Origin of the sequence: Sphingomonas sp. SKA58 (assembly GCF_000153545.1) — a bacterium.
GTDB classification, from domain to species: Bacteria; Pseudomonadota; Alphaproteobacteria; order Sphingomonadales; family Sphingomonadaceae; genus Sphingobium; species Sphingobium soli.
In genome coordinates this window covers 217,264-234,726 of record NZ_CH959306.1, presented here as the reverse complement: position 1 = coordinate 234,726, position 17,463 = coordinate 217,264, and the positions used below count along the sequence as shown (strand labels likewise).

13 protein-coding genes and 1 tRNA gene are annotated in these 17,463 nt (G+C 65.2%); 7 read left to right on the top strand and 7 right to left on the bottom strand.

Annotation, left to right across the window (positions count from 1 at the left end; translation table 11 throughout):
- Window positions 1-3: 3 nt before the first annotated feature.
- Both rarD and SKA58_RS01450 read right to left on the bottom strand, forming a co-directional pair.
- Window positions 4-873, bottom strand: coding sequence for an EamA family transporter RarD (rarD, locus tag SKA58_RS01455; protein WP_050762998.1), 870 nt, complete (start codon window positions 871-873; stop codon window positions 4-6).
- Between the two features lie 32 nt (window positions 874-905).
- Window positions 906-1,127 (bottom strand): hypothetical protein, encoded by a 222-nt coding sequence (locus SKA58_RS01450; RefSeq protein WP_009820558.1) that lies wholly within the window; start codon window positions 1,125-1,127, stop codon window positions 906-908.
- A 157-nt stretch (window positions 1,128-1,284) separates the two neighbouring features.
- Here SKA58_RS01450 and SKA58_RS01445 point away from each other — a divergent pair, with 157 nt between their 5' ends.
- Window positions 1,285-2,028, top strand: coding sequence for a hypothetical protein (locus tag SKA58_RS01445; protein WP_009820557.1), 744 nt, complete (start codon window positions 1,285-1,287; stop codon window positions 2,026-2,028).
- Between the two features lie 42 nt (window positions 2,029-2,070).
- Here the strand turns inward: SKA58_RS01445 and ppc are convergent, their stop codons facing one another.
- Window positions 2,071-4,770, bottom strand: a complete 2,700-nt coding sequence (gene ppc, locus SKA58_RS01440; protein WP_009820556.1) for a phosphoenolpyruvate carboxylase — start codon at window positions 4,768-4,770, stop codon at window positions 2,071-2,073.
- 67 nt (window positions 4,771-4,837) lie between these two features.
- Window positions 4,838-5,278, bottom strand: a complete 441-nt coding sequence (locus SKA58_RS01435) for a c-type cytochrome (protein ID WP_050762987.1) — start codon at window positions 5,276-5,278, stop codon at window positions 4,838-4,840.
- A 123-nt stretch (window positions 5,279-5,401) separates the two neighbouring features.
- On the opposite strand from SKA58_RS01435, the gene SKA58_RS01430 reads away from it, so the two are divergent.
- Complete coding sequence (locus SKA58_RS01430) at window positions 5,402-6,853, top strand: ATP-binding protein (protein WP_009820554.1); 1,452 nt, start codon at window positions 5,402-5,404, stop codon at window positions 6,851-6,853.
- A 33-nt stretch (window positions 6,854-6,886) separates the two neighbouring features.
- Here the strand turns inward: SKA58_RS01430 and SKA58_RS01425 are convergent, their stop codons facing one another.
- Together SKA58_RS01425 and SKA58_RS01420 are read right to left on the bottom strand one after the other, a co-directional pair.
- On the bottom strand, window positions 6,887-8,713 hold the full coding sequence (locus tag SKA58_RS01425) for a M14 family metallopeptidase (protein WP_009820553.1): 1,827 nt from the start codon (window positions 8,711-8,713) through the stop codon (window positions 6,887-6,889).
- A 17-nt stretch (window positions 8,714-8,730) separates the two neighbouring features.
- Entirely contained in the window at window positions 8,731-10,935 is a 2,205-nt protein-coding gene (locus tag SKA58_RS01420; RefSeq protein WP_009820552.1) for a TonB-dependent siderophore receptor, read from the bottom strand.
- 151 nt (window positions 10,936-11,086) lie between these two features.
- Between SKA58_RS01420 and SKA58_RS01415 the strand changes: the two genes are divergently transcribed.
- Genes SKA58_RS01415 through SKA58_RS01405 form a run of 3 tightly spaced genes read left to right on the top strand, consistent with a single transcriptional unit; the run spans window position 11,087 to window position 14,510 of the window.
- Window positions 11,087-11,824 (top strand): ABC transporter ATP-binding protein, encoded by a 738-nt coding sequence (locus SKA58_RS01415; RefSeq protein WP_009820551.1) that lies wholly within the window; start codon window positions 11,087-11,089, stop codon window positions 11,822-11,824.
- Complete coding sequence (locus SKA58_RS01410; RefSeq protein WP_009820550.1) at window positions 11,821-13,263, top strand: ABC transporter permease; 1,443 nt, start codon at window positions 11,821-11,823, stop codon at window positions 13,261-13,263. The genes SKA58_RS01415 and SKA58_RS01410 overlap by 4 nt, the downstream gene beginning before the upstream one ends.
- Window positions 13,260-14,510: a DUF3526 domain-containing protein gene (locus SKA58_RS01405; protein ID WP_009820549.1), complete on the top strand. Its 1,251-nt coding sequence runs from the start codon at window positions 13,260-13,262 to the stop codon at window positions 14,508-14,510. Before SKA58_RS01410 ends, SKA58_RS01405 begins: the two co-directional genes overlap by 4 nt.
- 278 nt (window positions 14,511-14,788) lie before the next feature.
- On the opposite strand, the gene SKA58_RS01400 is transcribed toward SKA58_RS01405, so the two are convergent.
- Window positions 14,789-14,878, bottom strand: a tRNA-Ser gene (locus tag SKA58_RS01400).
- Window positions 14,879-15,013: 135 nt separating this feature from the next.
- On the opposite strand from SKA58_RS01400, the gene hspQ reads away from it, so the two are divergent.
- Complete coding sequence (hspQ, locus tag SKA58_RS01395; RefSeq protein ID WP_009820547.1) at window positions 15,014-15,385, top strand: heat shock protein HspQ; 372 nt, start codon at window positions 15,014-15,016, stop codon at window positions 15,383-15,385.
- Between the two features lie 131 nt (window positions 15,386-15,516).
- Window positions 15,517-17,454: an OPT family oligopeptide transporter gene (locus SKA58_RS01390; RefSeq protein ID WP_037542417.1), complete on the top strand. Its 1,938-nt coding sequence runs from the start codon at window positions 15,517-15,519 to the stop codon at window positions 17,452-17,454.
- The last annotated feature ends 9 nt before the right edge of the window (window positions 17,455-17,463 follow it).

The window sequence follows — 17,463 nt, the reverse complement described above, 5'->3', positions numbered from 1 at the left end:
GGGTCAGGCGGCAGCCGCCGTCCGGTTGCGCCGGGCGGTGGCGATGCTGTCGCCGGCGAAGAGGATGAGGCCGATCCAGATGAGGGCGAAGCTCAGCATCTGGCCGATGCTCAGCACCTCCCCCAGCAGCAGGACGCCGCACAGAAATTGCAGCGTTGGGGCGATATACTGCATCAGCCCCAGCGTCGCCATCGGCAGGCGCTGGGCCGCGGTGGCGAACAGCACCAGCGGCACGGTGGTGACGCCGCCCGACAGGATCAGCAGGGCGCTGGTGGGGAGGTCCTGCCCGAAGCCGATGCCGCCATGGCCCGCTTCCCAGATCAGATAGGCGATGGCGAGCGGCGCGAGCAGCGCCGTTTCGACGCCCAGGCCCGTCATCGGCGCGACCGGCGTCAGCTTGCGCAGCAGGCCATAGAAGGCGAAGCTGAAGGCCAGGGTCAGGCTGATCCAGAGGGTGGTGAGCGCCGATGCGGCGAGGATGGCGACGCCAATGGCGGCAAGACCGATGGCCAGCAACTGGAACCGGCGCAACCGTTCCTTGAGCACGAGGACGCCCAGCAGGACATTCACCAGGGGATTGAGGAAATAGCCCAGGCTGGCAGCAACGACATGATTGTCGTTCACCGCCCAGACATAGGTCAGCCAGTTGATCGCGATCATCAGCGCCGATCCGGCCAGCGCCACCACCAATCGCGGATTGCCAAAGGTAGCGCGAAATACCGGCAGCGTGCCGCGCCAGGCCAGGATCGGCAGGATCAGCAGCAGCGACCACAGGATGCGCTGCGTCACGATCTCTATGGCGTCGATATGATGCAATAGGCGAAAGAACAGCGGCAAAAGCCCCCACAGCCCATAGGCAGCGGTCGCGGCCAGCAGGCCGCGCCGGGTTTCGGCCTGCGTCTGCGTCAGAAAATGCCTCCGCCCAGAAACAGGCGCAGCGCGCCGAAGGCGGCGACGATAAGGCAGAAATACTGGCCGCTTTTCTTTGACGACATCAGGCCGATGAAAGCGCCGAACAGCGCGATCGGCACCAATATCCAGTTGAGCGCCCCCAAAAGCGGCAATACCGCCGGGATCATGAGGATGAGGGTGACAAGGCCGATAAAGCCTGACAGGAGGTTGAGCATAGCCAATCCATGCCCCCGAACCTGTGCCAGAGCAAGACAGGTGACCGGTGCCAGTCAATCGAAACTGGCCTTTCGGCAAAAAATCGGCAGATTCACCAAAAGTCCTAACGAATGTTTAACCTTCCCTCTTCATCGCTCATTTACAAAGGAGTGAAGAATGGCCCTGTTTCGATCCGTATGCGCCGCGTCGCTGCTGCTGGCGCTGGCCGCCTGCAACAAGAAGGACGGGGATGGCGACCTTGCCGCCCTGGACGCACAGCTGACCAATAATGCGGCGGACCCGGCGATGAAGGGGGCGCTCAATGATCCTATCCTGGTCGATCCGCAACTGGTGGGGCAGGCCAATCGCGACGCCGTGCGTCCCGCCGACAAGCCCGCCACGGGCGCGGTGCCGGTGATGAGCGGGGACGCGGCCAAGGCGCAGGCGCAGGCCGTACGACAGGCGGGCGGCAAATTGCTGTCGGCTCCTGCCCCGACCACGGGCGAGGCGATGGCGTCCACGGTGACGCTGGGGGCGGTGGCGCGCGAACAGGCTGCGGCGAAGGGCGGCAATGCGGACTGCGCCAAGAAACTGAAATATGGCATGGAATGGGCCCAGCGCCTGCCCGAGGGCTTTCCCCTCTATCCCGGCGCGCAGCTGATGGAAGCCGCCGGCGCGCAGGCCGATGGCTGCACGCTCCGCGCCGCCAGCTTCGTGACGGCGGTGCCACGCCAGGGAGTGATGGACTATTATTATACGCTCGCCCGCCGCGCGGGCTATGATGGCGAGCACAAGATCATGGGCGGCGATCATGTGCTGGGCGGCACCCGCGCATCCGATGGCGCAGCCTATTTCATCCTGTTCACCGACGCGCCGGGCGGCCGCACCAGCGTCGACATCATCGCGGACCAGGGGCGCTAACGCCTCGCCCCGGCCGCGATTCGCACTACCGCCGCGCGCCCGTCAGCCGCTATTGCGCAGGGCCGTGGCGATCGCGTTGATCGACAATTCGATACCTTCCTTGATGCGCGGGTCTTCCTCCCCCGCGCGATGGCGTTTCAACAGTTCGACCTGCAACAGGTTGAGCGGTTCGATATAGGGCAGGCGCAGGCGGATCGAGGTTTCGAGCGCCGGGTTGCTTTCCAGCAGCCGGCTCTGCCCGGTCGCTTGCAATAGGCCGTCATGCGCCGCCTGCCAGCCTTCGCGGATGCGGCCGAATATGTCGTCGGCCAGCCCCTGATCCTCCACCAGCGGCAGATAGCGCGCGGCGATGCCAAGGTCCGATTTGGCGAGCACCATCTCCATATTCGCGAGCGCGGATTTGAGGAACGCCCAATGCTGCGCCATGTCCGCCAGCAGCGCCTTGTCCTCAAACCCGGCGAGCGCCTGGCCCACGCCATACCAGCCCGGCAGCATCACGCGCGCCTGCGCCCAGCTGAACACCCAGGGGATGGCGCGCAGGTCCTCGATCCGGCTGCTTTTCTTGCGACTGGCCGGGCGCGAGCCGATCTTGAGGCCCGCAATTTCCTGAATCGGCGTCAACTGGCGGAAGAAATCGCGGAATCCTTCGGTGCCGTAGACCAGGTCGCGATAGGCGGCGAAGGCGTTCTTCGAGAGTTCATCCATCGCCCCGGCAAAGCGCGCGGCGTCCCGCTGCGAAATGCCCTCCGGCTCAAGGCTGGCGAGCAGGGTCGCACTGGTCGTCGCTTCCAGATTGGTCATGGCAACGTCGCGCGTGCCGAATTTGGCGGCGATGACTTCGCCCTGTTCGGTAATGCGGATGCGCCCCTGCACGCTGCCCTTGGGCTGGGCCTGGATCGCGGCGAAGGCCGAACCGCCGCCACGGCCGACCGCCCCGCCCCGGCCATGGAACAATTGCATCGCCGCGCCAGCCTCCGCAAAGACCGGCTCCAATGCCTTGCTCGCCTTGTAGAGGCCCCAGGTCGAGGTGATGTAACCACCATCCTTGTTGCTGTCGGAATAGCCGATCATCACTTCCTGATGGCCCCGCGCCTTCACCACGCCGGCAATTTCGGGCAAGCCGAAATAGGCGGACATGATCTTGGGCGCGGCCTCCAGATCGCCAATGGTTTCAAACAGCGGGATCGCCATGATCGCGGCGTGCGGCGGATCGCCATTGTCGCCCACGCGCCACAGCCCCGCCTCCTTGAGCAGGATGTTGACCTCCAGCAGGTCGGACACGCTCTGCGCCATGGAAATGATGTAATGGGTGATGCATTGCGGCCCATAGAGGCGGTGCGCCTCGGCGGCGGCATGGACGATCGCCAGTTCCGACGCGGTTTCGTCGGAATAGGCGGAAAAGCGCGATCCGAGCGGGCGGTTATTGGCGAGTTCACGACGCAGCAGGGCGATGCGCGCATATTCGTCGAGCGCGAGATAATCCGCCTCCACGCCCGCGATCTTGAGCAGCTCAGCAACCACGCGTTCATGCACGGCGCTGTTCTGGCGCATGTCGAGTGTGGCGAGGTGAAAGCCGAAGGTTTCGACCGCGCGGATCAGGCGGCCGAGCGCACCCCCGCTCGCCAGCGCGCCATTGCCTTCGCTCGCCAGTCCCTGCGCGACGACGACCAGATCATGGCGCAGGTCGGCCGGGCTGGCATAGGGTTCGCCCTTCAGCGCCGATGGCCGCGCCGGCTGATCCCCGGTCAGCGACACGCAGGTCGCGGCCAGGCGCGCATAGATGCCGCTCAGCGCCCGGCGATAGGGTTCATCCTTGCGGCTGAGCGCGTCGTCACCGCTGGCTTGCGCCAGATCAAGCACCGCCTGCGGCACATGGGCCAGTTCAGTCGAGAGCGACAATTCCGCGCCCAGCGCATGGACGCCGTCCAGATAATAAGCGATCGCCGCCGCCGCGCCGCGTTTCAGCGCATATTGCAGCTGTGGCGCCTGGACGAAGGGATTGCCGTCGCGATCGCCGCCGATCCAGCTGCCCACGCGCAGGAAACTTTGCGGCCGCGCGCCCAGCACCCGTTCCCAGCGGGCATAGAGCGCCGGCAGCACCGGCAGGAAACTGTCGCGGAAATAGGCGAGGACATTTTCAATTTCATCGGCGACGAACAGCTTTTCCCGGCGCAGCGGCCGCGTCTGCCACAGGAGCGCGATCTGGCGAAAAATCGCTTCGTCGAGATTTTCGCCGTCCGCCGTCTCGGTTCGCCCCGCATCCTTCAGATGCATGAGGTCGGCAATGCGGTTCTTGTGGTCGATCATGCTCTTGCGCCGCACCTCGGTCGGGTGGGCGGTCAGCACGGGCACGATCAGGCTGTGCGCCAGCAGGTCGAGCACCGCATCACGCCCCACCCCCTGCGATTCGAGACGCTTGAGCGCAGAGGCGACATCGGCGCCCGGTTCGGCCGCCACGCCCTGGCGATCCTCGGCCAGGTTGGCAAGCATCGAGAACAGCATGAAGCCGCGCGTGAAATTCAGCGTGTCGTCAAGGTTGAGCGCGTCGAGCCCCGTGTCCGTGAGGTCCGCGCCCTGCACACCGCGCGCGCGATCGACCGATGCCGAGCGGATATATTCGGTCTGCTGGTAGAGTTTTTCCCCGCCATAGGCGCGAATGACATCACCCAGCAGCCGCCCGAGATAGCGGATGTCGGGATTCTGCGTGATCGCAGGGGCGGCTTGCTGTGCATGGCTCTCCATGGAGGATATGCTGCACTGCGGCATGGGAATCGTCAAGGCGGATAGGGGCTTTCCATACCTTTGCCGATCAATCGGCCTGCCGCTTCAAAAAGGCGATGATGTCGGCACGGTCGAGCGGGTCGGAGACGCCGGGATAGATCATCTTGGTCCCCGGCACGACCCGTTGCGGGTGGGCCATCCAGGCGTCGAGCGTTCGCGCGTCCCAACGGCCCCGCGCGTCGAGGAGCGCGGCGGTATAGCTGTAGCGCGCGCTTTGCTGCGCCATCGGGCGGCCATAGACGCCGTAGAGATTGGGGCCGCCCATGTCCGGGGAGCCTTTCGTCGCCTTGTGACAGCCCGCGCACACGGCGAATTTCCGCGCGCCCGCATCGGCGTCGGCCACGTTCAAAAGCGCGTCGAGTGACGGATTGGGGCCGGCGGCGGCGAGCCGTTCAGCCCTGCGATCGTCGCCGCAGCCGGCCACGGCAAGCACCAAGATCAGGGCCATCGTCATCGCAAATCGGCGCACGTCATCGCTCCTTTTCCAACCGGTCCTAAAGGCGAAGAAGCCTGATGGACAGGGGACAGAGCGTCCGCCCCCTTTGCGCTCACCCCTTGCACTTGGCCGCCCGCTTGGGCCAAAGACGCTGCCGTGACCGCCAGCATCAGCATAGGAACCGATCATCACGGCAAGGACGTGCTGGTCGACGTGGAGGAATTGCTCGCCACCCGTCTGCTCGTCCAGGGCAATTCGGGATCGGGCAAATCGCATCTTTTGCGCCGGCTGCTGGAGGAAAGCGCCGCCATGGTGCAGCAGGTGGTGATCGATCCGGAGGGCGATTTCGTCACGCTGGCGGACGAATATGGCCATGTCGTGATCGACGCGGGCGACTATAATGAGCGCGAGATCGTCACCATGGCGAGCCGCATCCGCGAACATCGCGCGTCGGTCGTGCTGAGCCTCGATTCGCTGGAGCTGGAAGCGCAGATGAAATGCGCCGCCACCTTCCTGTCGACCCTGTTCGATGCGCCGCGCGACCATTGGTATCCCGCGCTGGTCGTAGTGGACGAAGCGCAGATGTTCGCGCCGGTCGCCGCGGGCGACGTGTCGGACGAGGCGCGCCGTCTGTCGCTCGCCGCGATGACCAACCTCATGTGCCGGGGGCGCAAGCGCGGCCTGGCCGGCGTCATCGCCACGCAGCGGCTGGCCAAACTCGCCAAGAATGTCGCGGCGGAAGCCTCCAACTTCCTAATGGGACGCACGTTCCTGGACATCGACATGGCGCGCGCGGCCGACCTGCTTGGGATGGAGCGGCGCCAGGCGGAGCAGATACGCGACCTGGAGCGCGGCCGCTTCCTGGGCCTTGGCCCCGCGATCGCGCGGCGACCCGTCAATGTGAAGATCGGCGCGGTGAGGACCGGGTCGCGCGGCGGCGCGCACAAGCTGATGCCGCCGCCGGTCGCCGCGACCGGGGATTTCCAGGAATTGCTGTTCGCCAAGGCCGAAGCGGACGCCCTTCCCCCGCCCCCGCCGCGCGCCGATCCGCCCCCGCGCCCGGCCGAAGAGATTATGCGCGCATTGGCCGACACGCCGCAGGCCAAGCCCGCAGCGCCTGAGCTGGACTTTGGCGAAAATGAGCCGGTCGTGATCGCGGTGCTGGAAGAGATCGTTGCGGACCTGGGCGATGCCACGCCCAGCGTCGCGAGCCTGTATCAGGATTTTGGCGTCCGCTGCCGGATGAAGGGCCTTAAAAAATCGCCGCTCGACCTGCCGGCCTTTCGCAAGCGGTTCGCGATGGCGCAGGCGGGGATGGCGGACGGCGACGACCCGCGCTGGCAGGACGCCATCCGCGCGGCCGAGCCGGTGCCCGAGGATATGCTGGCCCCCTTCCTGCTGATCGCGCGCGCGGCGATCGACGGCCATCCCTGTCCCGACGACGGCGCGCTGGCCCGCGCCTATGGCACCAGTTCGCCCGGCCGCGTGCGCAGGCTGATCGACTATATGGAAAAGCTGGGCGTTATCGTCGCGCGCACCGATTTTTCGGGCAAGCGCTCGATCGGCCTGCCGGGCCTTGGCCTGTCGACGGCGGCGGCGGAGGGATAGACTGGCCGCCCGCCCCGGCGGCCGTGCGCCTGATCAGTCCCGCTCCCGCCTGATCGGATAGAGATGATGGTAGGGGCTGCGATCAAATCGTTGCTGCATCAGCCAGTCCAGCCGGGCGTCGCCGTCCGCAGCGAACGCCGGATCAGCCGCCAGCTTCGCCTCGAACGCCTTTTTCATGCGCGGATCGGCCGCCAGCAGAGCGTCCGCGATCGGCGCCCGCACGAAATCTTCCGCGCCGGGGGGAGCCGCCAATATTTCCGGGAAAAAGCCCCAGGCAAGAAAGCTGTCCTGGCTTTCAGGCTCCAGCAAGGCTGCGGCGAGCAGCCCCAGCGGTTGGTCGAAAGGCACCCTGACCGTACCGGCAGGCAGCGTCTCCGTCACATCCTCATGCTGCAATGTCGTGGTCAGCGGGATGCGGGCGTCACGCGCCGGCATCAATTGCGGATTGACCAGACGCACGCGATCCAGCGTCAAGGTGAGGGGCGCATCCAGCCTGTCATACCGGATGCCGTGAAGCGTCAGTCGATCGATCACATCGGCTTGCTCCACAGGTATCCACCATGCCTTGGGCAAACGCACCGTTTCGACCGGTTCCTGCCCGATGACCGGCATCCGCCAATTGGTTGGCCGGCCAAGCCAGACCTGTTCCCTGCGCCCGCTGGCGGGCGAGACATAGGTGTCGAAGGCCACCCCCTTGAACTGGTCGATCCAGCCGATCGGCTCAGGCGCAGGCCTCCAGCGCGTCAGCATCTCGGTCGGGCGCGTCGCCAGGTCGCTGGCCTTGGCTTTGGCGATGACGCCGGCATCCTGCCCCGCCAGCCCGAGCGCGGCTTCCAGCAATATATAGGTGCCCAGCACTCGCTGGCGGTAAGGCTTGAGCATATGGTTTTCGACCAGCACCGTCGGAACACCGATGAAATCGCCATAGCCGGTCGAATAGCGCGGGCCTTCGGGCGCCTGGCGGATGCCTTTCGTGGGATCACGCGTGTCGATCGGGCTGGGGTAATGGGTGGGGACATGCCCCGCCTGTTCCAGCGCCGCCGTCACGATCGGCCCGAAGCGCTGTTGCAGCCAATCGGCGGTGAAGCGGTGATAGGCGTAGCGGCCCCAGCCGGCATAGGTGAAGGTGATGTCATATTGCATGTCGAAGCCGTCGCTCACATGACAATCGACATAGAGGATGGGGTCGAGCCGGCGTAAAAGGCCGATCATCGCGCGGCTTTCGGGAGCATCCGCCTTTGCATAATCGCGGTTCAGATTGATGTTCCGGCTGTTGCCGACATAGCCTTTTTCGGCAGGGCCGCGCAGCGCCGGAAAATTCCAGCGGCTCGCCTTCTCATGCCCGTCGATATTATAGACCGGCACGAACACGAGATCGACCTTGTCCAGCAGTCCGTCCTTGCCCCGCAGCGCGATGTCACGCAGCAGCATCAGGCCCGCATCCTTGCCGTCGATTTCGCCGGCATGGATGCCCGCCTGGACGAGCACCACGGGCTTGGCCCCGCCGCCCTTGCTGGCGCGGACGAGCAGCATGTCGCGCCCTTCCCCGGTGCGGCCGAATATTTCCAGGCTGATGAGCGGCGAGGCCGCGTCCAGTCGCTTCAGCCAGGCCTGAACCTCGCCATAGCGGGGCGAAGTGGCAAAGCCCGCCCGTTCAGCCGGCGTGATCCAGGGATCATCCCGATCGACCACCAGCGCTTCGCTGGCGCCCGACCATGGCAGCGCCGGCGGCAACGCTGACATTGGCATATCTGACACCGGCATATCTGGCATCGGCGCGCGGGCCAGCGGCTGCGCCATGCCGCTGCCGGCCAGGCACAGGACCGCAGCGCCCAGGCATGTCCTCATCCATTCGACCATTTCCGGACTCCTCCTGTTCAGAAGCGGGCGCGTACGCCAAGGGTTACGGTGCGCGGCGTGCCCGGCTGCACCCAGACCGAACTGTAGCTGCTGGCATACCAGGTCGCGTCGAACAAATTGCTGACCGTTCCGAACAGCTCGACATTCTCCATCACGTCAACGCTGCCGAACAGGCGGAATAGCGTATGGGACGGCAGGGTGAAGTCGGTGCCAGTCTCGCCGAGCCGCTTGCCGACATAGTTCATGCCGGCGCCAAGCTGGGCGGCGCGCCCGGCGAGCGAGAAATGCTTGGCCGCCTGGAGGTTGAGGACATGGTCGGGAATGTTGATCAGCCGGTCGCCAGGCAGGATCTGGAACCCGAAATTGGGATCATTCACCGTCGAACGCGCCTGGGCGTCGGTATAGGCGTAGCTGAGCAGCACATCGATATCGCCGGGCAGATGGCCATTGAGGTCCAGTTCAACGCCCCGGCTTCGCGCCTTGCCGATGGCGACGGAAAAGCCAGGATTGTCGTTGTCGCTGGCCAGGACATTCTTCTTGGACAGCTGATAAACCGACAGGGTGCCCGTCAGCGCGCCGCCCAGCATCGCCAGCTTGGCGCCGGCCTCAATGGACTCGCTGGTTTCGGGATCGAAGATATTGTTGAGGAAATCCGCGCCGATATTGGCGCGATACCCCTCGCCATAGGCGGCGTAGAGGCTGATCGCGGCGTTCAGATCGTAGACGATGCCAGCCTGCGGACTGAACCGTTCATATCTGCGGCTGTTGTGCCGGATGGCGGGCGCGAGCAGGCGGTTATCGACCTTCAGCGTCAAATTGTCGTATCGGCCACCGACGCGGATCTGAAGACGGTCCGTCAGTTCGATCTGATCCTGCACATAAAAGCCGAAGCTGCGCTGCGTATCGAGGCGGTTGGTCAACACCGCCGTCGCGGGAAGCGGATATCGTCCATAAACAGGATTATCGATGTCGATGACGTAGCCGGCCTGATCGTCCGGGTTCGTGCTGACCGCCGGCGGACGATATCGCGTGAAGAAATTATCATAGCGGAAATGGTCGAAATCGCCGCCGATCAGCACGCGGTGGCGCAGGGATGCCGTGTCGAACGCACCGGCAAGTTCGGCACGCAGAACGCTATGTTCCGCGTCATAGCGGCGCGAGCGCCGTTGACGCGACAGGGAATGACCGTCGACATACAGCTTCTGGCGCGCGCGCGCCTGCTCCGCGTCGGAGGAGGAGCCGGTCAGCTTCGTGTCGCGATGGCTGGCGCCGACCTGCAGGCTCCAGTCGTCGCTGAACTGATGATCGAGCCGGAGCTGGTGGCCGGTGGCGCGCGCCACCGTATCGCCATCGCCCGGCTCGCCCAGGAAGCGGGAGCGCGGGACCGTGTCGAAATCGCCGTTCAAGACCACGATGCCGCGATCAAATGGCACTTCCACCCGCGTCCATTCGAAATCATAGGTCAGGCGCGTCCGGTCGCCCAGCGTCAGGCCCACCGAAGGCAGAAGGCCCCAGCGTTTTTGCGACACATAATCGCGGAACGTGTCGCCATTTTCATAATAGCCGATCAATCGCGCCGTGAGGCCGCTGGTCAGCGCCAGATTGGCGTCGGCATCGGCGCGGAACCGATCATAGCTGCCATATTGCAGCGACCCGGTGCCGAAGCTGCGCCCGAGTTCCGCCTGTTTGGTTACGATATTGATCGTCCCGCCCGGTTCGCCGCGCCCGATCAGGGCCGCCGCTGGTCCCTTCAGCACCTCGATCCGGTCGATCCCCGCCACGTCGCGTTGGCCGGCAAAGCCGCGTCCGGCGTTGAAGCCATTGACGAGATAACCGCTGGGCAGATTTTCGTCGCCGGCAAAGCCCCGGACCGCAAAGGCGTCCCACAAGCCGCCAAGCGTATTCTGCCGGGCGACCGACGCATTCATGTCGAGCGCATCGGTCAGGCGCACAATATTGTTCTGCTGCAATGTTTCGCCATCGATCTGAGTGATGGCCTGCGGGATTTCGCGGAGCTGAAAGTCGCCGCGATAGGCCTGGCGCACACCGGTCACCGTGATGGCCCCTTGGCCGTCCGGCAGATGGTGCAGGGCATCGCCCGACTGCGCCTGCGCGGAGGCGGCGGCAAGCAAGGCCGCGAGAGGCGTCGCCACGGTCAGATGGCGCAGGCCCCAGGCGCATGAGGACGCAGCCCGCTTTCGCGGCGTTGTTGTGATCGACATGATTTTCCCCTGATCGGACCAGCCCGATATCGTGCGCGGCTGCCCCTATGGCCGACGGGTCGCCCCCGTCAATAAAAATGTTATACCATTCCATTGACATGAGGCTGCCATCGCGAAATGCTCGTGACCAACAGCCAAGGAGCCTTGTCCCATGCCCCTGACCGCAACCGGCCAGCGCATTATTTTGTCCGATGTTCATCTATCCTACGGCAGTCAGCCTGTGCTGCGCGGCCTGACCCTGCATGTCGAGCCAGGCGAGATTTATGCGCTGCTGGGCGGCAATGGCGCGGGCAAATCGACCACCATGTCGACATTGCTGGGCTTTGCGCGGCCCGACAGCGGTACGGTGCTGGTCGCCGGACATGATCCGGCGGCGGAGCCGGATCGGGCGCGCGAGCAAATCGCCTATGTCCCGGAAAATGTCGCGCTGTACGAGCATCTGAACGCCCGGGAAAATGCCGCCTATCTGCTGGCGCTGGCCGGACGCCAGCCCGGCATGCAGGACATTGAGGGGGCGTTCGAGGCAACCGGCCTGCAACGCGGGGCATGGGACAAGCGCCTGTCGGGCTTTTCCAAAGGGATGCGGCAGAAGGTCGCGATTGCGATCGCCCTGCTGCGCGAAGTGCCGGTGCTGCTGCTCGATGAGCCGTCATCGGGTCTGGACCCGCGCGCCACTGCCGATTTCAACCGCCTTGTCCACGATGTCGCGCGCCGGGGCGCAGCGGTGCTGATGGTGACGCACGACCTTTTGTCGGCCGCCGACATCGCCGATCGCATCGGCTTCCTGGATGCCGGCCGCATCGTCGATGAAGCCTGCGCGCAGCCGCCCGAGCGGTTCGACGTGCGCGCGCTGCATCGCAAATTCACGCGCGAGGTCGCCGTCGCATGAGCCCGGTCACGCTGATTGCGCGAGACGAGCTGCGGCTGATGCGGCGCAATCGCGTCGCCGTCATCGCCTTTGCGCTGCTTGTCCTGCTGACCCTGGCCGCCGCGCTCATCAGCTGGTCGCACCAGCAGTCGATTTCCCAAACCCGCGCCCGGTTCCAGGCCCAGGCTGCCGAGGCGTTCGAGGCGCAGCCCGACAGGCATCCGCATCGGATGGTGCATTTCGGCAATTTCATCTTTCGTCCGCTCGGACCGCTTGCCGCCTTCGATCCGGGCGTCGACGCCTTCACGGGCAACGCCATGTTCCTGGAAGGCCACCGACAGAATAGCGCCAATTTCGGCGATATACGCCAATCCTCATTGCTGGTGCGTTTTGGCCAGTTGACCCCCGCCTTCATATTGCAGGTGATTGCGCCGCTGCTGCTCATCTTCCTTGGCTATGGCGCGATCGCGCGCGAAAGGGAGCGCGGGACTTTGCGGCAGATGCTGGTCCAGGGCGTATCGGCCCGATCGCTTGTCACGGGCAAGCTGCTGGCGCTGGGCAGCATTGCCGCGCTGGTCGGGTTGCCGGCCATGATCACCTTTCTGGCTATAGCCGGACAGCCGGGCGCTTCGGCCGGGCCGATGCTGGTCATCGCGCTTGGCTATGCCGTTTATCTGTGCCTGTGGACGATCATCGTCATTCTGGTCTCCGCGCTCGCACCGCGCGGGCGGGACGCCTTGCTCGCGCTACTGGCGCTTTGGGCGGTGCTGGTGATCCTGGCGCCGCGCGTCGCGCCCGACATCGCGGCGCAGGCGCATGCGCTGCCGACGCGGCTTGAAACCGACATCGCCATTGCGCAGGATTTGCACAGGCTGGGCGACAGCCACAATCCCGACGATCCGTTCTTCACCGCGTTCAAGGAAAGGACACTGCGCCGCTACGGCGTCACTCGCGTCGAAGACCTGCCCGTCAATTACAAGGGGCTGCTTGCGCTCGAAGGCGAGGCGCTCACATCGGGCCTGTTCGACGACTATGCCAACCGCAGTTTCGCCATCCAGGCGGACCAGAGCCGCCTGTACGACGGTTTCGGCATCGTCAGCCCCGCCATCGCCCTCAAACGCGTTTCGATGGCGGCTGCGGGCACGGACCTTGCCGGTCATCGCCGCTTTCTCTCGCAGGCGGAAGCCTATCGCTACGACATGGTGCAGCGCCTGAACCGGCTCCAGGCGGAGGCGGTCAGCTACCAGAATGACACGGCGAGCGACGCGGGCGCCGATCAGCGCAAGCGCATTTCCGCCAACCATTGGCATGCCATCCCGCAATTCCGGTTCCAGCCCGCCAGCGCCGCCGACCTGGTGAAGGCCAGCCTGCCCGGCCTAGGCCTGCTGCTCGCCTGGCTGATCGCCGCCGCGCTGGCGCTGCTGCCCGTCGTCCGTCATCTTCAGAAAGCCCGTCCATGACCCTGATCGCCCACGAACTGCGCCTGCTGCTGCGATCGCGCATGGCGGTGCTGACATTGTTGCTGGTTGCCCTGCTGTCGATCGCCGCCGTGGCGGCGGGCATGGCCGAAATCGCCCGCCAGCGCGATGTCATCGCCCGTATCCAGCCCAAACAGGCGCAGGATACCGCCAGCATCGCGGCATGGGTGGACAAGACCAAGGATGCCGGCAACGCCGCCTATTACAGCTTCCATGCCACATGGGATACGCCTGCGCCGCTGGCCTTCGCCGCGCTCGGCCTGCGCGACGTCGCCCCCTATATTCTGCGGGTCCGCGCGCTGGGGCTGGAGGCACAGCTATATGACGGCGAAGCGTTCAACCCCGAACTGGCGCTGCCTGGCCGTTTCGATTTTGCCTTCGTGCTGGTCTATCTGACCCCGCTGTTCGTGATCGCCCTGTTCCACGATATGGTGTCGGGCGAGCGGGAAGCGGGCCGCCTGCGGATGCTGGACGCGATCGCCGGGTCCGGCCGGCACCTTTGGGCGCGCCGGGTTGCGCTACGCGGCGGTCTGCTGTTCGTGGCGCTGGGAACGCCGCTGACGATCGGGGCGATCCTGTCGCATGTGCCGGGCATCCTGCTGCTGGCGGTATTGGGACTGACGGCGTTCTACCTCGCCTTCTGGATCAGCGTGACACTGCTCATCGGCCGCCTGCGCTGGTCATCGGTCGCCAATGCGGCAACGCTGGCGGGGCTGTGGCTGGTGCTGACGCTGGTCCTGCCGACACTTGCCCATGTCGCGATCAACCAAGCCGTCCCAGTGGGTCAGGGGGTGGAATTGACGCTAGCCCAGCGCGAAGCGGTGAACCGCGCCTGGGACATCCCGCGCGACGCGACGATGCGCGCCTTCTACGCCGGCCATCCCGAATGGCAGGACAGCCCGCCCCTCACCGACGCCTTCCATTATAAATGGTATTTCGCTTTCCACCAGGTGGGCGACGAAAGCGTCGCGCAGCAGGTTGACGCCTATCGCCGCGGCATAGAGACACGCGATGCGGCGGCCAGGACCATCGGCTGGCTGCTGCCTTCGGTAGGCGTGCAGGCGGTGCTGACGCGGCTGGCAAAGACCGACATGCAGGCGCAACTGGCCTATCAGGATCGTATCCGGGCGTTCCACAAACGACTGCGCGATTTCTATTATGGTTATCTCTTCACCGACAAGCCGTTCGGCAAGGCAGACTTCGACAAGGCGCCGAGGTTCGATGGCTGATTAGCGAGGGATGGCGGCGAAAGGGACGGTGCCCCATCGCCGCGATCTGCCGAATGGCGCCGCGCCGCGGCCCGCAGTCGTGATGAGTGTCGCTCCGCCAGCGTCGAACCGGTCAGGCCGCGCCAGCGGGAAATCATAGAGCCCGTCAGTCGAGACCGAGCCGCCCGCAGTCTCCCTGAAGATCCACGGGCGCGGTTCTGAGCCATTGCGAAGCGGCTGAGAACGCCGCAACCCGACATAAGGGGGGACGCATTCCGTCACCTGAAATAATGAGAGACTGGCGGAGAGGGTGGGATTCGAACCCACGTTACGGTTTCCCGTAAACCGCATTTCGAGTGCGGCGCATTCGACCACTCTGCCACCTCTCCGCAGAAGGTTCGCAGGGCGCCTACAGCCCTGTGTTCCCGGTCGAGCGGCGGCCATTAGCGGATGAAATCGCACTTGCCAAGCGACCTTCGGGGTATTTTTCTTGTGTCGGCGCGGCGCGGCCCTAAATTGGACTTATGAAAGAGATGAGTCAGATTTTTGGCGCGGGCATGACGGCCCCGCCGATCGTCCATGCGCGCTTCAGCATCGGCGACGTGGTCAAACACCGGATGTTCGGATTTCGCGGCGTCGTATTCGACATCGATCCGGTCTTCGCCAATAGCGAGGAATGGTATGAGGCCATTCCCGAGGCCGCCCGCCCCGACAAGCATCAGCCATTCTACCATCTGCTCGCGGAAAATGGCGATTCCAGCTATGTCGCCTATGTCAGCCAGCAAAATCTGGTGACGGACGACAGCGACGAGCCGGTCGATCATCCCGCCATTTCCGGCATGTTCGGCACGTACGCGAAGGGCAAATATCGGCTGCGTGCGCTGCATCGCCACTGATCAAGGGTCTGCGCTGCCCATTCATCGCTCAAGTTTGCGATTGATCCGCGGCCCGGCGGGATTATGACCGGACCCTTGGCATGATCGACAAGGGGTGAGCGGTGGCGAACGAACGGGCACAGGCTAGCGGCATGGCCGAATTGACGCTGCGCGGCGTCATCCTGGGCGCGCTCATTACGCTCGTCTTCACTGCCGCCAATGTCTATCTGGGCCTCAAGATCGGCCTGACCTTCGCCACCTCGATCCCGGCGGCGGTCATTTCCATGGCAGTGCTGCGGCTGTTTTCCACCGGCACCATCCTGGAAAACAATATCGTCCAGACTATCGCCTCGGCGGCCGGCACCCTGTCGGCGATCATCTTCGTGCTGCCGGGCCTGGTCATCATCGGATGGTGGCAAGGCTTTCCCTACTGGCTGTCGGCCTTCACCATCGCGACCGGCGGCATATTGGGCGTCATGTATTCCGTGCCGCTGCGCCGCGCGCTGGTGACGGGGTCCGACCTGCCCTATCCCGAAGGCGTGGCCGCCGCCGAAGTGCTGAAAGTCGGCGCCGGATCGCGCGAGGGGCTTGAGGAAAACAAGCGCGGGCTTGCCGCCATCGTCGCCAGCGCCCTGTCCGCCGCGATTTTCTCGATCATCGCCAAGACCCGGCTGATCGCGGAAGAAGCCGCCACTTTCTTCAAGCTGGGCGCGGGTGCGACGTCGGTATCGACCAGTTTTTCCATGGCGCTGATCGGCGTAGGACACCTCGTCGGCCTGTCGGTGGGCGTCGCCATGTTCATCGGCCTGCTGATCAGTTGGGTCGGCCTGGTCCCCTACCTGACCGCGCCGGTTGCTGCCGGTGCCGATCTCAGCACGGTGGTTGGCACCATATTCAGCACCAAGGCGCGCTTTATTGGCGCGGGAACGATCGGCGTCGCCGCCATCTGGACCCTGCTCAAGATTCTTGGCCCCATCATCAGCGGCATCCGCTCCGCGCTCGCCGCCAATGCCACGCGCAAGGCGGGCAATGCCGGGCTGCTCGACATTACCGAGCGTGACCTGCCGATCGGCATCGTCGCCGGCACGATCGTCGCCGCGATGCTGCCCATTGCCCTCTTGCTCTGGGTCTTCGCGCAGGGCGGGCCAATCGCCCTCAACCCCGTGCCGGTGATCGGCCTGACGCTGGCCTATGTGCTGGTGGCGGGCATCGTCATCGCATCGGTGTGCGGCTATATGGCGGGCCTGATCGGCGCATCGAACAGCCCGATTTCGGGCGTCGGCATCCTCGCCGTGCTGGGCGCTTCGCTGCTGCTGGCCGCCATTTACGGGTCGGGTGGCGATGAAGGCCAGACGCAGGCGCTGATCGCCTATGCCCTGTTCACCACAGCGATCGTCTTTGGCATTGCGACCATTTCCAACGATAATCTTCAGGACCTCAAGACCGGGCAGCTTGTCGGCGCGACCCCGTGGAAGCAGCAGCTTGCGCTGGTGCTGGGCGTCATCTTCGGCGCTTTGGTGATCCCGCCAGTGCTGGATCTGCTCAACAGCGCCTTCGGCTTTGCCGGGGCGAGCGGCGCGGGCGCCAATGCCCTGCCCGCCCCGCAGGCCGCTCTCATTTCGGCGCTGGCCAAGGGCGTGCTGGGCGGCGATCTCGACTGGGGCCTGATCGCCATCGGGGCGGGCATCGGCGTCGTCGTGATCATCATCGACGAAGCGCTGGGCCGCGCGGGCAAGCTGCGGCTGCCGCCGCTGGCCGTGGGCATGGGCATTTACCTGCCGATGGCGCTCACGCTGCTGATCCCGGTCGGCGCGGTGATCGGTCATATCTATAATCGCTGGGCGCTGCGGCAGGCGAACCCGGAATTTGCCGAGCGCATGGGCGTGTTGATGGCGACCGGCTTCATCGTGGGCGAAAGCCTGTTCGGCGTCGCTTTCGCCGGCATCGTCGCGGGAACCGACAGCGATACGCCGCTGGCGCTGGTTGGGGAAAGCCACTGGGCGGTGCCCTTCGCCATCCTGATCTTTGCTACGGTGATCGCGGGCCTCTATGCGCGCCTGCGGGGCTGGGCCAGCCGCCCCCTGTCCTAAAGGGAAGGG

What these genes read in the sequence shown, in the direction of transcription:
- hspQ (WP_009820547.1), top strand. Translation starts at nt 15,014, where the DNA reads ATGAAAGAGATGAGTCAGATTTTTGGCGCGGGCATGACGGCCCCGCCG.
- SKA58_RS01415 (WP_009820551.1), top strand. Translation starts at nt 11,087, where the DNA reads ATGCCCCTGACCGCAACCGGCCAGCGCATTATTTTGTCCGATGTTCAT.
- SKA58_RS01420 (WP_009820552.1), bottom strand. Translation starts at nt 10,935, where the DNA reads ATGTCGATCACAACAACGCCGCGAAAGCGGGCTGCGTCCTCATGCGCC.
- ppc (WP_009820556.1), bottom strand. Translation starts at nt 4,770, where the DNA reads ATGGAGAGCCATGCACAGCAAGCCGCCCCTGCGATCACGCAGAATCCC.
- SKA58_RS01425 (WP_009820553.1), bottom strand. Translation starts at nt 8,713, where the DNA reads ATGGTCGAATGGATGAGGACATGCCTGGGCGCTGCGGTCCTGTGCCTG.
- SKA58_RS01450 (WP_009820558.1), bottom strand. Translation starts at nt 1,127, where the DNA reads ATGCTCAACCTCCTGTCAGGCTTTATCGGCCTTGTCACCCTCATCCTC.
- SKA58_RS01390 (WP_037542417.1), top strand. Translation starts at nt 15,517, where the DNA reads ATGGCCGAATTGACGCTGCGCGGCGTCATCCTGGGCGCGCTCATTACG.
- SKA58_RS01405 (WP_009820549.1), top strand. Translation starts at nt 13,260, where the DNA reads ATGACCCTGATCGCCCACGAACTGCGCCTGCTGCTGCGATCGCGCATG.
- SKA58_RS01445 (WP_009820557.1), top strand. Translation starts at nt 1,285, where the DNA reads ATGGCCCTGTTTCGATCCGTATGCGCCGCGTCGCTGCTGCTGGCGCTG.
- SKA58_RS01410 (WP_009820550.1), top strand. Translation starts at nt 11,821, where the DNA reads ATGAGCCCGGTCACGCTGATTGCGCGAGACGAGCTGCGGCTGATGCGG.